Origin of the sequence: Meiothermus sp. (assembly GCF_026004075.1) — a bacterium.
Classification (GTDB): domain Bacteria; phylum Deinococcota; class Deinococci; order Deinococcales; family Thermaceae; genus Meiothermus.
The window spans coordinates 2,321,577-2,337,053 of the sequence record NZ_BPIK01000001.1 but is presented as its reverse complement, the minus strand read 5'-3'; the positions used below and the strand labels follow the sequence as shown (position 1 = coordinate 2,337,053).

The following is a 15,477-nucleotide window of genomic DNA, read 5'->3' as shown; positions in this document are numbered from 1 at the left end:
GCCATAAGCCCTCTGCTAGACTGATGGCATGAAACCAAAGCTCGAGCGCAAACTTCAGGTATTCTCGAGCTTCTGAGGAAATGGAAATTCAAGACCGCCCCCTGTGGTGGAGCAAGACCCCGCTCGAGCACATTCATCACATCGAGTTTCTGCGGCGGCTCAACCATGGCGATGCAGCTTTCGAGCGATTACAAAGAGTTTTTGAAGTTGTTGAACGAACATGAGGTGGAGTTGGCGGATACGCGGTCGGGTACTGTTGCCGCATACCGCGTTTTCCCGCTCGAACAGCTATTTCGCTTCTCGCGGGGGCTCCATGACAAGCAAAAATCAGAGGTGGAGAGCTTGCCCAGCGCAGCCTTGCTACAATGATGTTGTAAAGCTCTCGGAGCTGGAAAATATCCTAAAAGACCACCGGGCCGAGCTCGATACCTTTGGCGTCAGGCAGCTTTATGTGGTGGGCTCTGTGGCTAGAGGGGAAGCACGGCCCGGCAGCGATGTTGACTTTGTGGTTGAACTCGAGCGCTACACGTTGCGTGATTTTGTAGGGCTCAAGCTGGCCCTCGAGGACTGGCTTGGTATGGCTGTTGATCTGGCTACCCTTAGAAGCCTCAAACCCCGGCTTCGTAAGGAGCTCGAGGGAGACATGAAGTGTGTCGCGTAGGCTAGATCTGTACTTTCAGGACATACTCAGCTATCCACTGCGCCTGAACTCCAGCAGCTCACTGCTCTGCCCACCCAAATTGCTCTCGCTGACCTGCTTGACCACCCCCACCCCCTCGGCAAACCAGTAGGTGGCCTTGCTGCTGAGGCCGATGCCAAACTCGCCCCGAAACACAGCCTCGACCCGCAGGGCTTCAAACTGGCCAGCTGCCACGGTGATGGTTTCTCTGGCAACGATGCGGTTTTCCACCTCGAGAAACCCGCTCAGCTCGAAAAACGCGATTCTTCCCTTCAACTCGTAGCGGTAGGCCCAGCGCCCCCCTACCAGCCAGGTTTCACCACTGGGGATGATCACCCCCGTCAACCTGGTGAACCGCAGGCTACCCCCCGGAATGGCCCGCTCGCCCTCTGGCAAGGTGCGCAAACCCTGGGGGGTGCACACCCACTGGGTGGTCTCGGTGCGGTCGGGGTAGCGGCGTTGCTCGAGCAGGGTGCTGGGGCCGGTGGGTGTAAAGGTTTGGAGATAGGTTTGGTTGCTGCTCAGGTCGCGGTAGCGCCAGCGCAGGCTGGGGTCGGTGGGATAGAAGGGGCTCGAGCAAAGATTGCCCAGCGCCAGACCGCCCAACCATAGCACCAGGCCAAAAACCCAGGCTTTCATACCACCAATGTGAGCTTTTAGCTTCAGGGAAATGTGGAAGCATCTGACATTGCTCAAAAAATCGTTCAGGTGCGCCTGTTCGCTTGAGCTCGACTTTTGGCGGTAAGCCCGTACAATACGCCAATGGGCTATTCCGCTCAGGCACAAGTATGGAAACCGTACCCCACCGGCCCCGGCCACACTGTGATAGGAGAGGTACTGGTGTACGAGGGCCTGCGCAGCCCACAACTGGGCAACCAGCGCGACATCCTGGTCTACCTGCCGCCTTCCTACCGTAAGAGCAGCCGCCGCTACCCGGTGCTCTATATGCACGATGGGCAGAACATCTTCGACGAGGCCACCAGCTATGTGGGCGAGTGGCAGGTAGACGAGAGCATGGAAATGCTGGCTCGAGAGGGGATAGAAGCCATTGTGGTGGGCATTCCCAACATGGGGGTGGAGCGCCTAAACGAATACAGCCCCTTCCGCGACCCCAAGCACGGCGGCGGCAAGGGCGAGAAGTACCTCAAATTCCTAATCGAGACCGTTAAGCCCTTTATAGACGACGAGTTTCGCACCCTGCCGGGCCGCGAGCATACCGGCGTGATGGGCTCTTCGATGGGCGGCTTTATCAGCTTGTGTGCCTATTACCTGCACCCCGAGGTTTTTGGCATTGCCGGGGTGGTGAGTCCCGCGTTCTGGTTTGCCGATGGGGCCATCTACAACTTTGTGGAGAAAGCGCCTCAGGTGCCCGGCAGGCTCTACATGGATGTGGGCTTCCGCGAACTCACCCTCTCCCACGTAAGCAGCCGCCGCTACCTGGAAGGGGTACGGCGCATGCACCGCTTGCTATTGCGAAAAGGCTGGCAGCCGGGCCATGACTACCTCTATGTAGAAGACAAAGAAGGGGTGCACAACGAGGGCCACTGGGCGCGGCGCTTCCCCGAGATGATGCGCTTCTTGTTTGGTTAGAAGGAGATGGGGCGGTAGGCGCGTTCGCTTTTCCAATCGCCATTGGAAAAGATATGCTGCTGTTATGCGACTCCCCATTGGTTTTCGTGCAGGTGCAACCCAGGCTGGTATCAAGCCTTCTGGCAAGCCCGACCTAGCCCTTCTGGTCTCGGGAACGCCCTGTAACTGGGCTTTTGTGGGAACCCTGAACAAAGCCGCTGCGCCCTGTGTGGCTCGAGGCCGCCAACTGCTACGCAGCGGCCAGGGTCTGCAAGCCATTGTGGTCAATGCTGGCAACGCCAACTGCGCCACGGGTGAGCAGGGCATCTGGGCCGATGCCCGCATGGCCGAACTGGCAGCGGCACAGCTACAGCTTGCACCTGAGATGGTTCTCACCGCCTCTACCGGGGTGATTGGGCAGCCCTTGCCGGTGGAAAAGATCGAGGCTGCCTTGCCTCAGATTCGGCTGGGACTGGAAATAGACCCCTTTATGGAGGCCATCATGACCACCGACCTGGTGCCCAAGATGGCCGAGGCCACCCTCTCGAGCGGGGCGCGGGTGGTGGGGGTTTGCAAGGGGAGCGGCATGATTGCCCCCAACATGGCCACCATGCTGGCCTATATCGTCTCGGACGCGGCGGTTCCCCAGGAAGAGCTGCGCCGGGGCTGGCAGGGCGTGGTGGATAAAAGCTTCAACCAGGTGACCGTGGACACCGACACCTCCACCAACGACATGGCCGTTCTGATGACCAACGGCGCGGCGGGGCCGGTAGATTTAGCCGAGTTCTGGCAGGCGGTGGAGCGGGTTTGTGTGGAGCTGGCCCGCAAGCTGGCCCGCGATGGTGAAGGGGCTACCAAGCTGCTGACCGTGAGGGTGACGGGAGCCGTCAGCGACTCAGAGGCCCGTAAAGCCGCCCTGTCGGTAGCGGCCAGCCCTTTGTGGAAAAGCGCGGTCTACGGCAACGACCCCAACTGGGGCCGCGTCATGATGGCGCTGGGCAAGGCGGGGGTGGCGCTCGAGCCCGACAAAGTGCGCATTACCCTGCAGGGCATTCCCCTCTATGCCGGGAAGGTGCTCCCTTTCGACCGGGCCCAGGCCAGCCAGGCCATGCAAGCCGAAGAAGTGCTGGTCGAGGCCGACCTGGGGCTGGGGGAGGGGCAGGGAACGGCCTGGGGATGCGACCTTACCGAGGGCTACGTGCGAATTAATGCGCTCTATACCACCTAGAGTAACGCAAAAATAACGCAAAGGTGCTAAACTACCCTTGGAGGTGAGCAAAAGATGAAACGTGTAGCACCCTTGGTTGTGTTGTTTGCGTTGCTGTTTGGCTCTCTCGGTAAGGCCCAGTCGGATGGTTTTGGCCTTTACTCGGGCTTCCCGACCTGGATTGGTGTGCAGTACCAGGTCAGCAACTTCCGCTTGGGGGCTGGCCTTGCATTCGCAGGGCTGGGGGCTGGGGCCGATTACATCGTGCTCGAGCAGGCCATCCCGGCTGCACCGGGCTTTGACCTGAGCTGGTACGCCGGCGCCGGAGCCTCGGTGGGCTTTTGGACCTTCAGTGGTGTGGGCGGCATCTACATCTTCCCTCATGGTCTAGCGGGTATCGAGTATGCCTTTCCGGGACAACCCTTTAGTGTCTATGGCGAGCTCCAAGTTGGCTTTGGCATCTTTACAGGTGGCGTGGCAGGGGTAGGTGGCCTGGACTTTAACGGACGGGCTGGCCTAATTTTCAGACCCTGAGCAACTGTTAGGATGAAGGGGTGCGGTACGCGCCCCTTCTTTTTTTATTGCTGCTTTCGGCATGCCAGCGGCCGGGAGATACCCAGCCGCCCCTGATTGGCATCACCCAGCCTAAAAGCGGGGTGCTTTCCCAGCGTTCTTTGCAGGTACAGGGGTACGCCCTCGACGATGTGGGCGTGCAGAGTGTGAAAGCCGGTGGAAAGGAGCTGCTTCCCGAGGCCAGCCGGGGGCAGAAGCTGGTGCGCTTCAGCTTCCGGGTGCAGGCCCCCCAGTCGGGGCAGGTGGAAATCAAGGTGGAAGCCACCGATATGAGCGGCCAGACCCGCACCGTGCGCCTGCCGCTGGTGCTGGATGCCCGTCCCCCGCAGATCGTCATCGAGCGGGCCGAGCGCGTGGTTACCGTGGTGCAACCGGCCCGCAAGCGCACCCTGCCCGATGGCACCGAGGAGGAAATCCCGGCCCGCACCGAGTCCACCCTGCAAATCTCCGGGCGGGTGCTGGACGATACCGGGGTGGATCGGGTTACCTTGCAGTACGACCGCACCTTTAGCCCGCTGTCGCTGCCCAAAGGCAAAGAGGTCAGTTTTTACGTGGAGCTGCCGGTGCGGCGCGTGACCCTGATTGCCGTGGACGCGGCTGGCAACCGCACCAGCGTGGATGTGAGTCGCTGACCTATGGGTTGAGCTCGAGCCGGGCGCTGCTCATGGCGAGGCCACGCGCTGTTGGGCGCAGCCCCTCCCGCACCACCTCGAGCCAGCCCGCTTGCAGGGCTTTTTCCCTGACCTGCCCGAGAAACCTGGGGTTCCAACCGAACTCCTCGAGCACCTCCTGTTCGGGAACCGGCTGGCTGTGATGGGCCAGGTGCGCGACCAGCAGACGGGCGGCGACCTCGAGGCGCTGCCGTTCCCGGCGCAGGCGGGTGGTGAGATAGCCCTCCACGGGCGAAAAGAGGAAGGCCAGGGCAAAGCAGAGGCCGGCTACCGTAGCCATCATGCCGGCGATGGAAGCGTCCAGCCAGATGGCCAGCGCATACCCCGCCAGGCTGGAAACCACCCCGACCCCCACCGCCAGGGCAAGCATGACCGGCAGGCGCTGTGTGAGCAGATAAGCTGTGGCGGGGGGGATAATCAGAAAGGCCACAATCAAAATGGCCCCCACCGACTGGAAAGCCCCCACCGAGGTGAAGGAGACCAGGGTCATCAGGCCGTAGTACAGCGCACCGGGGGCGAAGCCCAACGTGGCAGCCAGGCCGGGATCGAAGGTGGCGAGTTTGAGCTCCTTGTAAAAAAGCAGCACAAACAGCAGGTTGAGCAGGGTCAGCGAGCCCATCACCAGCCACGACTCGGGAACCTCCCGGCCCCACAGGCTCAGGGTGTTGAAGGGCGCATAGGCGATCTCGCCGTAGAGCACGGCGTCCATGTCCAGGTGTACGTTGCGGAAGAAAAGCGAGACCGCCAAGACCCCCAGGCTAAACAGCGCAGGGAACACAATGCCGATGGCCGCATCGTTTTTGACCCTGCCGGTGCGGGTTAGCCATTCCACCAGTACCACGGTAGCGAGGCCCGCGGCGGCGGCCCCCAGCAAAGCTGGCAACGTGGCCCGCTCGCCGCCGGAGAGCCAGTAGGCCAGCACGATGCCCGGTAGCACCGCGTGGGAGATGGCGTCGGACAGCAGGGCCATGCGCCGCAGCACCAGGAAGCTGCCCACCAGGGCCGAGGCCGTGGAGACCAGGATGGCGGTAAGGATGATGACCAGGTCGGCGTTCATGACGAGCCCTCCACCCTATGCGGCAAAACCCGCATGGCCTGCTCGAGTTCGTGGGCTTTTTGTTCGCCGGTCGGTGTGAGGATAAAGCCCTGCGGGTGTTCCTGTACCCAGCCCAAAGACCGCAGGGCCTCGAGGTTCTGTAAGGCCACTGCCACCGGCTCGCGCCGGCGCTCTGCCAGGGCCTGCGGGGTCAGGGTTCCGTGGGCGTGCAGCACGTGGGCGTCCAGCAGGAGGCGCTCGAGGCGCACCCGGTGGCGGTGCAGCTGGGTGCGGGCCCAGTCCCACACCAGCCCCCTGAGTGGGGCGAAAAAGAGCGAGACCAGCAGGATGGCGCTCATCGAGAGCACCACCAGCGGGCCGGTGGGCAGGTTTTCGCGGGTGGCCGAGATCAAAGCCCCGCTCACCCCAGCCATCGCCCCAAACAGCGCCGAAAGCCCAATCATGTGGCTGAGCCGGTCGGTCCACTGCCTTGCGGCGGCTGCCGGGGCAATCAGCATGGCCGCCATCAAGACCACTCCCACCGTCTGGAGCCCCACCATGACCGCCAGCACCGTTAGCGAGGTGAGGAGGGTGTTCAGCCCCCGCACCGGCAGGCCCAGGCTGTGGGCGTAGGCGGGGTCGAAGGCCAGCAGCTTGAACTCTTTGTAGAAGAGGCCCACGGTGAGCAGGGCCAGCCCGCCCAGCACCGTAAAGTTCAGCACGTCGGAGGCCACAATGGTCGCAGCCTGTCCGAAGATGTACTGATCCAGCCCGGCCTGACTGGCGTTGTTGCTGTGCTGGATAAAGGTGAGCAGGGCCACGCCAAACCCAAAAAAGCTGCTGAGCATTACCCCCAGAGCCGAGTCCTCGGGCAGGCGGCTATGGCGCAATACGGCCAGCACCAGCCAGGCGGCCAGCCAGCCGGCCAGGCCCCCGCCTACCAGCAGAATGAGCGGGGCCTTGGCGCCGGTGAGGATGAAGGCCAGGCAGATACCCGGTAGCGCGGCGTGAGCCAGCACATCCCCCAGCAGGCTCTGGCGGCGCAGGACGGCAAAAACCCCCAGCACCCCGCCCACCATCCCCAGCATGGCCGAGCCCAGCGCCACGTTGCGCAGGGTGTAGTCGGTAAAGATGAGCAGGAGGTCGGACATACCCACTCCCGTTTAGGCTTCCCACCGCATCCGCTCCCCGTAGGTTCGCTTCAGGTTCTCGGGGGTGAAGGTCTCGTCCATGGGCCCGCTGGCAATGACCTGCACGTTGAGCAGGGTCAGGTGGTCGAAGTAGTCGCGCACGGTTTGCAGGTCGTGGTGCACCACCACCACGGTTTTGCCCTGCCCTTTGAGCTGGTGCAGGACGTGCAGGATGGCTTCCTCGGTCACGGCATCCACCCCGGCGAAGGGCTCGTCCATAAAGTAGAGATCGGCGTTCTGGGCCAGGGCGCGGGCCAGAAACACCCGCTGCTGCTGCCCGCCCGAAAGCTGGGAGATTTGCCGCTCGGCGAACTCGCTCATCGAGACCTGCTCCAGGCAGCGTAGGGCTGCCTCGCGCTCGAGCCTCCCAGGCCGCCTGAACCAGCCCAGCCGGCCGTAGAGCCCCATCATCACCACGTCCAGCACGCTGGTGGGGAAGTCCCAGTCCACCGAGCCCCGCTGGGGCACATAGCCGATGCGTTTGCGGGCCTGTTCCAGGCTCTGGCCGAAAAAACGCACCTGCCCCGAGGCCACCGGCACCAGCCCCAGGACGGCCTTAATCAGGGTGGATTTGCCCGCCCCATTGGGGCCCACGATGGCGCAAAGCTGCCCGGCGGGTACTTCCAGATCCACATCCCACAAGGCCGGCTTCTCCCGGTAGACCACGGTCAGGTCGCGCACGCTGAGGGGGCTCGAGGCCCCGGATTCCGGGTGCCGAGCGGTTTTGGGCTGGGCGATCACGGTTCCCTCCCCAGCAGCCCGTTCACGATGGTGCGGATGTTGTGCTCCATCATGCCCACATAGGTGCCCTCGGGGGTGCCGGGGCTGCCGGCGGCGTCGGAAAAAAGCTCACCCCCGATGGTTACGCGCCAGCCTCGAGCCCGCACCGCTGCCACCACCGCCTCGATGGCGCGCCGGGGCACGCTGGACTCCACGAAGATGGCGCGAATCCTGCGCTCGACGATGAAGTCGGCCAGGGCCTGCACGTCGCGGGTGCCGGCCTCGGATACGGTGGAGATGCCCTGCAAGCCCCGCACCTCGAGGCCGTACCGCCTGCCCAGATAGTTAAAGGCGTCGTGGGCGGTGATCAGCACCCGTTGCTGGGGCGGAACCTGGGCAATTTGCTGGCGGATGAAGGCATCCAGTTGCTCGAGGCGCTTGCGGTAGGCTTCGGCATTGGCCCGGTAGCGGTTGGCCCCGGCGGGGTCTACTCTGCTGAGCGCATCCCGTACCTGGTTGATGGTGAGCTGCCAGAGGGTTACATCGAACCAGACGTGCGGGTCGTAGGTGTACTGCCCCTGGAAGCCGCCAGCGGGCCGAATCAGGCGCTCGCGGGGGATGGCGTCGGTTACCGCGATGGCCTTGGGTAGGCGTTCCAGCAGTTCCACCATCTTGCCCTCGAGGTGCAGCCCGGCGTAGAAGACCAGGTCGGCCTGCTGGAGCCGACGCACATCGCCCGCCGAGGCCTTGTAGAGGTGGGGGTCTACCCCGGCCCCCATCAGGCCCTCCACCCGGACGCGGTCGCCCCCCACCTGCTGCACCAGGTCGGTGATGAAGTTGACCGTGGTCACCACCCGCACCGGGGTTTGCCGCACCGGTTGAAGCTGGGCGATTTTGTCCGGCTGGGCGGCGGCCTGGGTTGCCAGGCCCGGCGCCAGCAGGGCCAGCAGTACAAGAAGTCTTAGGTGGTTACGGATTTGCATCCCGATCCTCCTCGATCTGTATCCACAGCACCTGGGCCAGGCTGGTGGGCAGCAGGTAGCGCTGGCCCCCCACCTGTATGCGGCTGCCCTCGGCCCCCTGCTCGAGCAGGTGCAGCGTAGCCCCGGGCTTAAGACCCAGACGGGCTAGCAGGTTGAGCGCGTCCTGATCCTGGGTGGCCACCCGCGCCACCCTGCCGTGCTGGCCGCTTTGCAGGGCCACCAGGCGGAGGTTGGGGGTGGTGGGGGGCAGCTCGAGGGCCGCGCTGGGGATGACGTCGCCGTGGGGGTCGTGGGAAGGGTGGCCCAGCCACTCGGCGATGCGTTGTTCGAAGGCTTCTGAGATGTGGTGCTCGAGCTTTTCTGCTTCGGCGTGCACCTCCTCCCAGCCATAGCCCAGGGCCTGGTGCAGATAGGCCTCGATGAGCCGGTGGTGGCGGAGCACCTCGAGGGCCACCTTGTAGCCGGCCTCGGTAAGCCGCACGCCCCGGTAGGCCTCGTACTCCACCAGGCCCAGCTCGGCCAGCTTCTTGAGCATCCCGGTGACGGAGGCGGGCTTGACCTGCATCCGGTCGGCCAGCGACTGGGTGGATACCGGCAAGGTGTCCTCGAGCCGGCCCATACCCTCCCCACTGCCCAGCAGCAAGACCTGCTTTAGATAGTCTTCCTGGGCCTCGGAGAGGGGGGTGTGGTGGGTAGTCCTGTTCATAGCTTGAGATTTAGGCAAACCTAGCCCAGTAGGCCCTTATTTTTAGGCATAACTAAAAATCTGTCAAGCTTGCCCATCCTCACGGTCGTTCTACAGCATCTGTGCCAGACTGGGCCCCATGACCTACGAGGCCTTTGTCGAAACAGCCGAGCGGCTGTGGGATGAAATTCCAGCTGAGTACAAGCAAGGCTTACACGGCCTTCACGTGTTGGAACACCTCAAACCCGATCCCGACGAACCCGAACTGCTATGGCTGGGTGAGTACTACGACCCTGGCTATCCCTCGGTGCTGGGGGGATTTGAGGGCATAGGGCGGCACATTGCCCTGTTTTACGGCTCTTTTGCGGCACTGGCTGCCGAAGACCCCGACTTCGACTGGGAGGGCGAGATCTGGGAAACCCTGCTGCACGAACTGCGCCACCACCTGGAGTCGCTGGCCTGGCGGGACGACCTGGTACAGGAAGACATAGAGAACCTCAGGCGTTACCGGGAAGGCCGATAGGCTGCGCTGCTGACAAAAAAGCCCCCATCCGGGGGCTTTTTGAGTGAGTAGTTTTATACGCATTCCGGCAGCATCGTTTTTTCTGCCGGAATGCACTCCTGCTCTCTTCGGTCGACTCGCATCTTTCACCTCGATTACACCCAAAGGTGAAGGATTCAAGCGGAACCGATATTATCGGGGAATTTGCAGCTTCTGCCCCACCCGAATCAGGTCGGGGTTGGCGATATTGTTGGCTTTGGCGATTTTCATGTAGCTTTCGCGGGAAGCATCGCCGTAGAACTTGAGGGCAATGCCCGAGAGGGTATCGCCCGGCTGCACGGTGTACCACTCGTCGGGGATGTTGACCCCGCCCTGCTCGGCAGCAAAACGGGCCTTAGCGCCCTCTACCACTTTCAGCCCGCTGGCATCCACCTCGGTGGCCCCGGCCTGCTTGGCGAGCTGTACGGCCAGGTTGAACTCGTGCTGGCTGTCCACCGCGCCTTGCAGCACCACCCCGGTGCCCTTTTGCAGCACGGCGATGGGGTCGTCTTTGAGTTCGCCGTTGGCTTCGAGGGTAGCCAGCACTTTTTTGGCCAGCTTGCTGGCCTCGGTGGCCTTGCGGATGGCCTCCTCTTCGGTAGCAATGGCGGCCTCGGAGACCTCCTGCTGGGCCACAATCACCCCGCTCAAATCCACCGACTTAACCCCCTTGACGCCCTCCACCGTAGCCTGCAGGAGCGACAAATGGGGCTGGCGGGGCACCGCGCCGGTAATGCGAACATTACCGCCCTGTTCTTGAATGTTGAGGCCCAGCCCCTGTAGGGGGGGCCACTGGTTGATTGCATCCTGAACTCGAGCAGATAATGACTTTCCAAACGGCCACATAACCTACCTCCAACTGCGACTATACCCTGGGTATGTAAAAAGATTATGCAAGCCGGCCCGGCAGGGGTCAATGCTTGGTGGGGGCTAGGCCAGCTCGAGGCTGCTCAGGTCGCCCAGCACCAGTTTGTGGGCTTTGGGCAGGCTTTGGCGCCTGGTTACTCTGGCTCCAACCCCCAGAATGCACTCATGGAGTCGCAGCGGCACATCCTCGACCACGGCACTATCTTCCAGGATGGAATACTCCACCTCGGCCTGGCGCACCACAGCGTTGGGGCCTACCGAGGTAAAAGGGCCGATGTAAGCACCTTCGACAATGGCGTTCTGGGCGATGTGTACCGGGCCCAGAATAGTGCTGTTCTTGACCACCGCGCCCTTTTCGATGACCACCCGCCCGGTGACCTGGCTCTCATGTACCTGCCCTTCGATCACCGGGGTGGGGCTTTTTTGCTCCACCAGCAAGAGCCGGTTGGCGTCCAGCAGGTCGGCGGGGCGTCCGGTATCCTTCCACCAGCCGACAATTTCCTGCCCCAGCACGGTGTGGCCCTGATCCACCAGGGCCTGAATAGCGTCGGTAATTTCGTACTCGCCCCGGGTGCTGGGCTTGAGGTTGGCAATAATCTCCATGATGGCCGGACTGAATACGTACACCCCGGCCACGGCTAGATCCGAAGGCGGTTCTTTGGGCTTCTCCAGCAGCTTGACGATGCGCCCCTGTTCCAACACCGCCACCCCAAACTGCCGGGGGTCGGGTACGCGCACCAGGGCAATCACCGCGCTTATGCCGGGCTGGTAGGCTTCCACAAAGGACTTGACGCCTTTTTGAAAGAGGTTATCGCCCAGATACAGCACAAAAGGGCTCTGCCCCAGCCAGTCTTTGGCCGTGCCGACCGCATGGGCAATGCCCAGGGCTTCTTCCTGCACAATGTAGGTAATCTGCACGCCTGAGCAATCTTTGAGGGCCAGCTTGATGTCTTCGATGGTGTCGGGGGAGACCACCACCCCCACCTCGGTAATGCCCGCCTCGAGCAGGTTGTCCACTGCATAGCGAATGATGGGCTTGCCAGCCAGCCGGATGACCGGCTTGGGGCGCGTGTGGGTGAGGGGACGAAGCCGGGTACCCCGTCCAGCGGCGAGAATGAGTCCTTTCATTTCGGGATTCATCTTATCAAGCTTTCTATAGGGGTTTGGTGCAATGTGCTGTGGAGCGGAGGCTTGGGTAGGTTTGCAAGCTACTGTAAGCGATTACAAAATACCGGGGCAAAAGTTTATTTGCTTGCTATTGACAGGCCATATTAGATGCATTTATTATCAAGCAACAGTTCGTAAACGATTACAAAAACCGGGTTATGGAACACCAACAAACCCCCACCATTCAAGATGTGGCCCGCCTGGCCGGGGTATCCACTGGCACGGTCAGCCGGGTGCTCAACCAACGGCCAGGGGTACACCCCGAGACCAGAACCCGGGTGCTCGAGGTGGTGCAGCGCCTGGGCTACGTGCCCATGCAGGCCGCCCGCGAACTAACCGGCAAGGGCGACACCGTGGGCATACTGCTGGCCCCTGGGGTGCGGCGCTACATCCCGTACTTTGTGCTGTTGTTCGAACACCTTTCCGAGGCGCTCTGGCAGGCCGGGCTGCGCCTGGAGGAGACCTCCACCGACCCCGCCGGCCTGCCCCTCAAACCGGCCAAAGGCTACATCCTGCTGGGGGCGCACGACCACGACCCCCGGCTCGAGGCCCTGGCCCAGGCCCGGACGCCCCATGTGCTGGTGGGGGTGTATCCGGGGGCTTTCTGGGTAGCGCCGGACGACGAGGGCGGGGCCTATGCGGCCACCCGGCACCTGCTCGAGCTCGGCCACCGCGAGATTGCCCACCTGACCGGCCAGCCCCAACACCAGGCCGGACGGGAGCGGCTGCGCGGCTACCGACGGGCGCTCGAGGCCTACCAGGTACCCTACCGGCCCGAGCTGGTGCTGGACGGCGACTTTTCTACCCTTACGGCCTACCGGGTGGTGCGCAAGGCCTGGGAAGGGGGCCTGCGCTTCAGCGCCCTTTTTGCAGCTTCCGACGAGATGGCGGTGGGAGCCCAGGCGGCCTTGGAGGATGTGGGCCAGCGGGTGCCACAAGACGTCTCGCTGGTGGGCTACGACGACCTGCCCGAGGTGGGCGAACAGCTCACCACCGTGCGGCAGGAGATCGCAGAGATTGCCCGTACCACGGCCCGCCTGCTCAAAGAAGCCCTGGCGGGGGTTCCCCCCTATGGGGTGCGGGTGCCGGTGCGCCTGGTGGTACGGGGCACAACCTGCCTGAAGGAGGTGGGAGGGTAGGAAGATATCCCAACAGAAGCAGATAAATCGGTTAAAGGCGTCATTTCTTTAGGAGGAATCCATGAAGAAAATACTCGTAACCCTGGCCCTGGCTATGCTGGGCCTGGCCTCGGCGCAAACGGTAGTAAAGCTACAAGGTTTCGGCGGAAACGATACCGCCATCATCAGCAGCCTGGTGCGGGAGATTGTAAACCCGGCCCTGGAGAAAGAGGGCATCCGGGCCGAGTACCAGGGCATCGAGGGCGATTACCGCGCGGCTTTGCTCAACGCCCTCTCGGCGGGCACCGCTGCCGACCTCTTTTACGTGGATATTTTTTGGTCGGAGCCCCTGTTCGCTTCGGGCCGGGTGGAGCCCCTGAACAAATACTTCACCCCGCAGGAACTGGCCGTCTTCAACCGCAACCTGCTGAATGCCTTCACCCTGCGCGGCAACGTCTACGGCCTGCCCAAGGACTTCAACACCCTGGCTGTGCAGTTCAACAAAGACCTCTTCGACGAAGCCAAGGTGCCCTACCTCAACCAGACCGACACCTGGGAGACCTTCAAGGACAAGCTCAAGCGCATACAGGCTGCCCTCAAGGATGTGGCCGGGCTTTGCGTGGTGGCCGACCATGCCCGCTTCGGGGCCTTCGCCTACGCCACCGGCTGGCGGCCCTTCAACGCCCAGGGCCGCACCGTGCTGGACGCCAACTTCCGCCGGGCCTTCGAGTGGTACACCAGCCTGGTCAAGGATGGGGCCGGTAAGTACGCCCAGGATCTGGGCGAGGGCTGGACGGGCGGCTGCTTTGGGGCCGAGAAGGCCGCGGTGGCTATCGAGGGGGCCTGGATCGGCGGCTTCCTGCGCGACAAGGCCCCCAACATGCGCTATGGCACCACCCTGATTCCCCTCGACCCGGTCACCAAGCAGCGGGGCAATTTCATATTTACGGTCTCCTGGAGCATGAACGCGGCCTCCAAGAACAAGGAGGCGGCGGCCAAGGTGTTGCGGGCCCTCACCAGCCCCGAGGCCCAGAACTGGATTCTCTCCCGTGGGCTGGCCCTGCCCAGCCGCAGCGCGCTGGCCAACAGCCCCATTTTCCAGCGCCCCGGCAAGGAAAACGAGCTGAACCGGGTGGTCTTCCAGGGCTCGACCGGTGTGGGCGGGGCGGTGCTGCCCTTCAAGTTTGGTGCGCTGGACGGGGGTAACTGGATGCGTCCCATCAACGAGGCCTTGCAGGCGGTGATTACCGGCAAGAAGTCGGTGGATCAGGCCATTGCCGACGCCCAGGCCGAGCTGAACCGCATCGTCCGCTAAAGGTTGTTGATTTGTGGAGCAGGGCCCGGCCCTGCTCCAGCCCTTAGGGGGTGTGCATGCTTCGTTCGCAACGAACCGAAGCGCTGTATGCGCTGCTGTTTCTGGCCCCGTTTCTGATTCACCTGGGTATTTTCTTCGTCTTTGCCTTTGTCCGCACGGTGGGCTTTAGCTTTACCGATGCCACCCTGATTGGGCAGTCGAGCCGGTTTGTGGGCTTCTCGAACTTCGTGGAGCTTTTCCGCGAGCCGCGCTTTTTGGCTGCCCTCACCCACTCCATCAGCTTTATGCTGGTGGTCACCACCCTGCAAACCCTCTTAGCGCTGGCCCTGGCGGCGGTGCTCAACCAGCGGCTGCGCGGGATTACCTTTTTCCGCACGGTTTACTACATCCCCAGCGTGCTCTCCTCGGCCGCCGTGACGGTAATTGCCATCTGGTTTTTCCAGAAAACCGGTTTCCTGAACACCTTTATTGGGTATATCGGCTCGGTGGCCCCGGTGCTCCTGGCCTTTGGGGGCCTTTTTGTACTGGCCCAGGCGGTGCAGGTGGGCTGGGAACGCTGGCGGGGGGTGCCGGTGCCCTGGCTCGACCCGGCCCTGGCCACCATCTCGCTGGTGGTGGCGCTGGCCCTCACCTGGGGGCTGGTGGGGCTGGGGGTGGTGCGGCCCCTCGAGGCCCGTCCCCCCGAGTTTACCTGGCTCACCAACCCCGACCGCTTTCTGGGGATTCCCATCCCGCTTTGGAGCATCGTTATCCTTAACACCTTCACCACCATCCCCACCCTGATGCTGATTTTTTTAGCAGGTCTGCAGGACATTCCCAGGAGCCTCTACGAGGCGGCCTCCATCGATGGCGCAACCCCGTTGCAGCAGTTCTTTAGCGTGACCGTGCCCATGCTGCGCCCGGTGACCTTTTTGGTGATTACTTTGTCGCTCATTGGCACCTTGCAGATGTTCGACCAGGTGGCCCTGATGGGCGACGCGGCCCCGCTGGACTCGATTATCGTGCTGGCCTATTACGTCTACAACAACGTGTTTAGCGGAGAGGGCAAGGTGGGGCTGGCCTCGGCGGCGGCCCTGATTCTGGCCGGGCTGACCTTCGCTATTGTGCTTTTGCAGCGGGCCCTGGGCATCTCGGAGAAGGCCCACTAGGGGGTGCG

General features: G+C 62.8%; 18 protein-coding genes. 10 read left to right on the top strand and 8 right to left on the bottom strand.

Annotated elements, in window-relative coordinates:
- Positions 1–80: 80 nt before the first annotated feature.
- Entirely contained in the window at positions 81–224 is a 144-nt protein-coding gene (locus tag Q0X18_RS11270) for a hypothetical protein (protein ID WP_297562446.1), read from the top strand.
- Positions 221–661: a nucleotidyltransferase family protein gene (locus Q0X18_RS11265; protein WP_308446050.1), complete on the top strand. Its 441-nt coding sequence runs from the start codon at positions 221–223 to the stop codon at positions 659–661. The genes Q0X18_RS11270 and Q0X18_RS11265 overlap by 4 nt, the downstream gene beginning before the upstream one ends.
- 30 nt (positions 662–691) lie before the next feature.
- On the opposite strand, the gene Q0X18_RS11260 is transcribed toward Q0X18_RS11265, so the two are convergent.
- Positions 692–1,318 (bottom strand): hypothetical protein, encoded by a 627-nt coding sequence (locus Q0X18_RS11260; RefSeq protein ID WP_297562440.1) that lies wholly within the window; start codon positions 1,316–1,318, stop codon positions 692–694.
- Positions 1,319–1,441: 123 nt separating this feature from the next.
- Between Q0X18_RS11260 and Q0X18_RS11255 the strand changes: the two genes are divergently transcribed.
- The 4 genes from Q0X18_RS11255 to Q0X18_RS11240 all read left to right on the top strand — a co-directional run bounded on the left by Q0X18_RS11255 (position 1,442) and on the right by Q0X18_RS11240 (position 4,660).
- Positions 1,442–2,269 carry an alpha/beta hydrolase gene (locus tag Q0X18_RS11255; protein WP_297562437.1) on the top strand — a complete coding sequence of 276 codons (828 nt, stop codon included), beginning with the start codon at positions 1,442–1,444 and terminating at the stop codon, positions 2,267–2,269.
- A gap of 64 nt (positions 2,270–2,333) precedes the next feature.
- Positions 2,334–3,476: a bifunctional glutamate N-acetyltransferase/amino-acid acetyltransferase ArgJ gene (argJ, locus tag Q0X18_RS11250; protein ID WP_297562434.1), complete on the top strand. Its 1,143-nt coding sequence runs from the start codon at positions 2,334–2,336 to the stop codon at positions 3,474–3,476.
- 54 nt (positions 3,477–3,530) lie between these two features.
- Positions 3,531–3,989, top strand: a complete 459-nt coding sequence (locus tag Q0X18_RS11245) for a hypothetical protein (RefSeq protein ID WP_297562431.1) — start codon at positions 3,531–3,533, stop codon at positions 3,987–3,989.
- A gap of 20 nt (positions 3,990–4,009) precedes the next feature.
- The gene (locus Q0X18_RS11240) at positions 4,010–4,660 is read left to right on the top strand and encodes a hypothetical protein (RefSeq protein WP_297562428.1); all 651 of its coding nucleotides are present in this window, start codon (positions 4,010–4,012) and stop codon (positions 4,658–4,660) included.
- A gap of 1 nt (position 4,661) precedes the next feature.
- Here Q0X18_RS11240 and Q0X18_RS11235 read toward each other — a convergent pair whose 3' ends face one another.
- Genes Q0X18_RS11235 through mntR form a run of 5 tightly spaced genes read right to left on the bottom strand, consistent with a single transcriptional unit; the run spans position 4,662 to position 9,334 of the window.
- Complete coding sequence (locus tag Q0X18_RS11235; RefSeq protein WP_297562416.1) at positions 4,662–5,756, bottom strand: metal ABC transporter permease; 1,095 nt, start codon at positions 5,754–5,756, stop codon at positions 4,662–4,664.
- Complete coding sequence (locus tag Q0X18_RS11230) at positions 5,753–6,886, bottom strand: metal ABC transporter permease (protein ID WP_297562414.1); 1,134 nt, start codon at positions 6,884–6,886, stop codon at positions 5,753–5,755. Before Q0X18_RS11230 ends, Q0X18_RS11235 begins: the two co-directional genes overlap by 4 nt.
- A 12-nt stretch (positions 6,887–6,898) precedes the next feature.
- Positions 6,899–7,666: a metal ABC transporter ATP-binding protein gene (locus Q0X18_RS11225; RefSeq protein ID WP_297562403.1), complete on the bottom strand. Its 768-nt coding sequence runs from the start codon at positions 7,664–7,666 to the stop codon at positions 6,899–6,901.
- Positions 7,663–8,628, bottom strand: a complete 966-nt coding sequence (locus Q0X18_RS11220) for a metal ABC transporter solute-binding protein, Zn/Mn family (protein ID WP_297562400.1) — start codon at positions 8,626–8,628, stop codon at positions 7,663–7,665. Before Q0X18_RS11220 ends, Q0X18_RS11225 begins: the two co-directional genes overlap by 4 nt.
- Positions 8,615–9,334, bottom strand: coding sequence for a manganese-dependent transcriptional regulator MntR (gene mntR, locus Q0X18_RS11215; protein WP_297562397.1), 720 nt, complete (start codon positions 9,332–9,334; stop codon positions 8,615–8,617). Before mntR ends, Q0X18_RS11220 begins: the two co-directional genes overlap by 14 nt.
- A 118-nt stretch (positions 9,335–9,452) precedes the next feature.
- Between mntR and Q0X18_RS11210 the strand changes: the two genes are divergently transcribed.
- The gene (locus tag Q0X18_RS11210) at positions 9,453–9,836 is read left to right on the top strand and encodes a metallopeptidase family protein (protein ID WP_297562394.1); all 384 of its coding nucleotides are present in this window, start codon (positions 9,453–9,455) and stop codon (positions 9,834–9,836) included.
- A 171-nt stretch (positions 9,837–10,007) separates the two neighbouring features.
- On the opposite strand, the gene Q0X18_RS11205 is transcribed toward Q0X18_RS11210, so the two are convergent.
- Positions 10,008–10,700 (bottom strand): LysM peptidoglycan-binding domain-containing protein, encoded by a 693-nt coding sequence (locus Q0X18_RS11205; RefSeq protein ID WP_297562391.1) that lies wholly within the window; start codon positions 10,698–10,700, stop codon positions 10,008–10,010.
- A gap of 84 nt (positions 10,701–10,784) precedes the next feature.
- Positions 10,785–11,849, bottom strand: coding sequence for a glucose-1-phosphate thymidylyltransferase (locus Q0X18_RS11200; RefSeq protein WP_297562388.1), 1,065 nt, complete (start codon positions 11,847–11,849; stop codon positions 10,785–10,787).
- A 197-nt stretch (positions 11,850–12,046) separates the two neighbouring features.
- Between Q0X18_RS11200 and Q0X18_RS11195 the strand changes: the two genes are divergently transcribed.
- From Q0X18_RS11195 to Q0X18_RS11185, 3 genes are all read left to right on the top strand, one after another.
- Positions 12,047–13,027, top strand: coding sequence for a LacI family DNA-binding transcriptional regulator (locus Q0X18_RS11195; RefSeq protein WP_297562384.1), 981 nt, complete (start codon positions 12,047–12,049; stop codon positions 13,025–13,027).
- A gap of 61 nt (positions 13,028–13,088) precedes the next feature.
- A complete protein-coding gene (locus tag Q0X18_RS11190; RefSeq protein ID WP_297562381.1) occupies positions 13,089–14,321 on the top strand; it encodes an extracellular solute-binding protein in 1,233 nt (410 codons plus the stop codon).
- Between the two features lie 56 nt (positions 14,322–14,377).
- Positions 14,378–15,469 carry a carbohydrate ABC transporter permease gene (locus Q0X18_RS11185; RefSeq protein WP_297562378.1) on the top strand — a complete coding sequence of 364 codons (1,092 nt, stop codon included), beginning with the start codon at positions 14,378–14,380 and terminating at the stop codon, positions 15,467–15,469.
- Positions 15,470–15,477: the final 8 nt, after the last annotated feature.

Coding starts and splice junctions, on each gene's coding strand:
- Q0X18_RS11270 (WP_297562446.1), top strand. CDS start 81: ATGGAAATTCAAGACCGCCCCCTGTGGTGGAGCAAGACCCCGCTCGAG.
- Q0X18_RS11265 (WP_308446050.1), top strand. CDS start 221: ATGAGGTGGAGTTGGCGGATACGCGGTCGGGTACTGTTGCCGCATACC.
- Q0X18_RS11260 (WP_297562440.1), bottom strand. CDS start 1,318: ATGAAAGCCTGGGTTTTTGGCCTGGTGCTATGGTTGGGCGGTCTGGCG.
- Q0X18_RS11255 (WP_297562437.1), top strand. CDS start 1,442: ATGGGCTATTCCGCTCAGGCACAAGTATGGAAACCGTACCCCACCGGC.
- argJ (WP_297562434.1), top strand. CDS start 2,334: ATGCGACTCCCCATTGGTTTTCGTGCAGGTGCAACCCAGGCTGGTATC.
- Q0X18_RS11245 (WP_297562431.1), top strand. CDS start 3,531: ATGAAACGTGTAGCACCCTTGGTTGTGTTGTTTGCGTTGCTGTTTGGC.
- Q0X18_RS11235 (WP_297562416.1), bottom strand. CDS start 5,756: ATGAACGCCGACCTGGTCATCATCCTTACCGCCATCCTGGTCTCCACG.
- Q0X18_RS11230 (WP_297562414.1), bottom strand. CDS start 6,886: ATGTCCGACCTCCTGCTCATCTTTACCGACTACACCCTGCGCAACGTG.
- Q0X18_RS11220 (WP_297562400.1), bottom strand. CDS start 8,628: ATGCAAATCCGTAACCACCTAAGACTTCTTGTACTGCTGGCCCTGCTG.
- mntR (WP_297562397.1), bottom strand. CDS start 9,334: ATGAACAGGACTACCCACCACACCCCCCTCTCCGAGGCCCAGGAAGAC.
- Q0X18_RS11210 (WP_297562394.1), top strand. CDS start 9,453: ATGACCTACGAGGCCTTTGTCGAAACAGCCGAGCGGCTGTGGGATGAA.
- Q0X18_RS11205 (WP_297562391.1), bottom strand. CDS start 10,700: ATGTGGCCGTTTGGAAAGTCATTATCTGCTCGAGTTCAGGATGCAATC.
- Q0X18_RS11200 (WP_297562388.1), bottom strand. CDS start 11,849: ATGAAAGGACTCATTCTCGCCGCTGGACGGGGTACCCGGCTTCGTCCC.
- Q0X18_RS11195 (WP_297562384.1), top strand. CDS start 12,047: ATGGAACACCAACAAACCCCCACCATTCAAGATGTGGCCCGCCTGGCC.
- Q0X18_RS11190 (WP_297562381.1), top strand. CDS start 13,089: ATGAAGAAAATACTCGTAACCCTGGCCCTGGCTATGCTGGGCCTGGCC.
- Q0X18_RS11185 (WP_297562378.1), top strand. CDS start 14,378: ATGCTTCGTTCGCAACGAACCGAAGCGCTGTATGCGCTGCTGTTTCTG.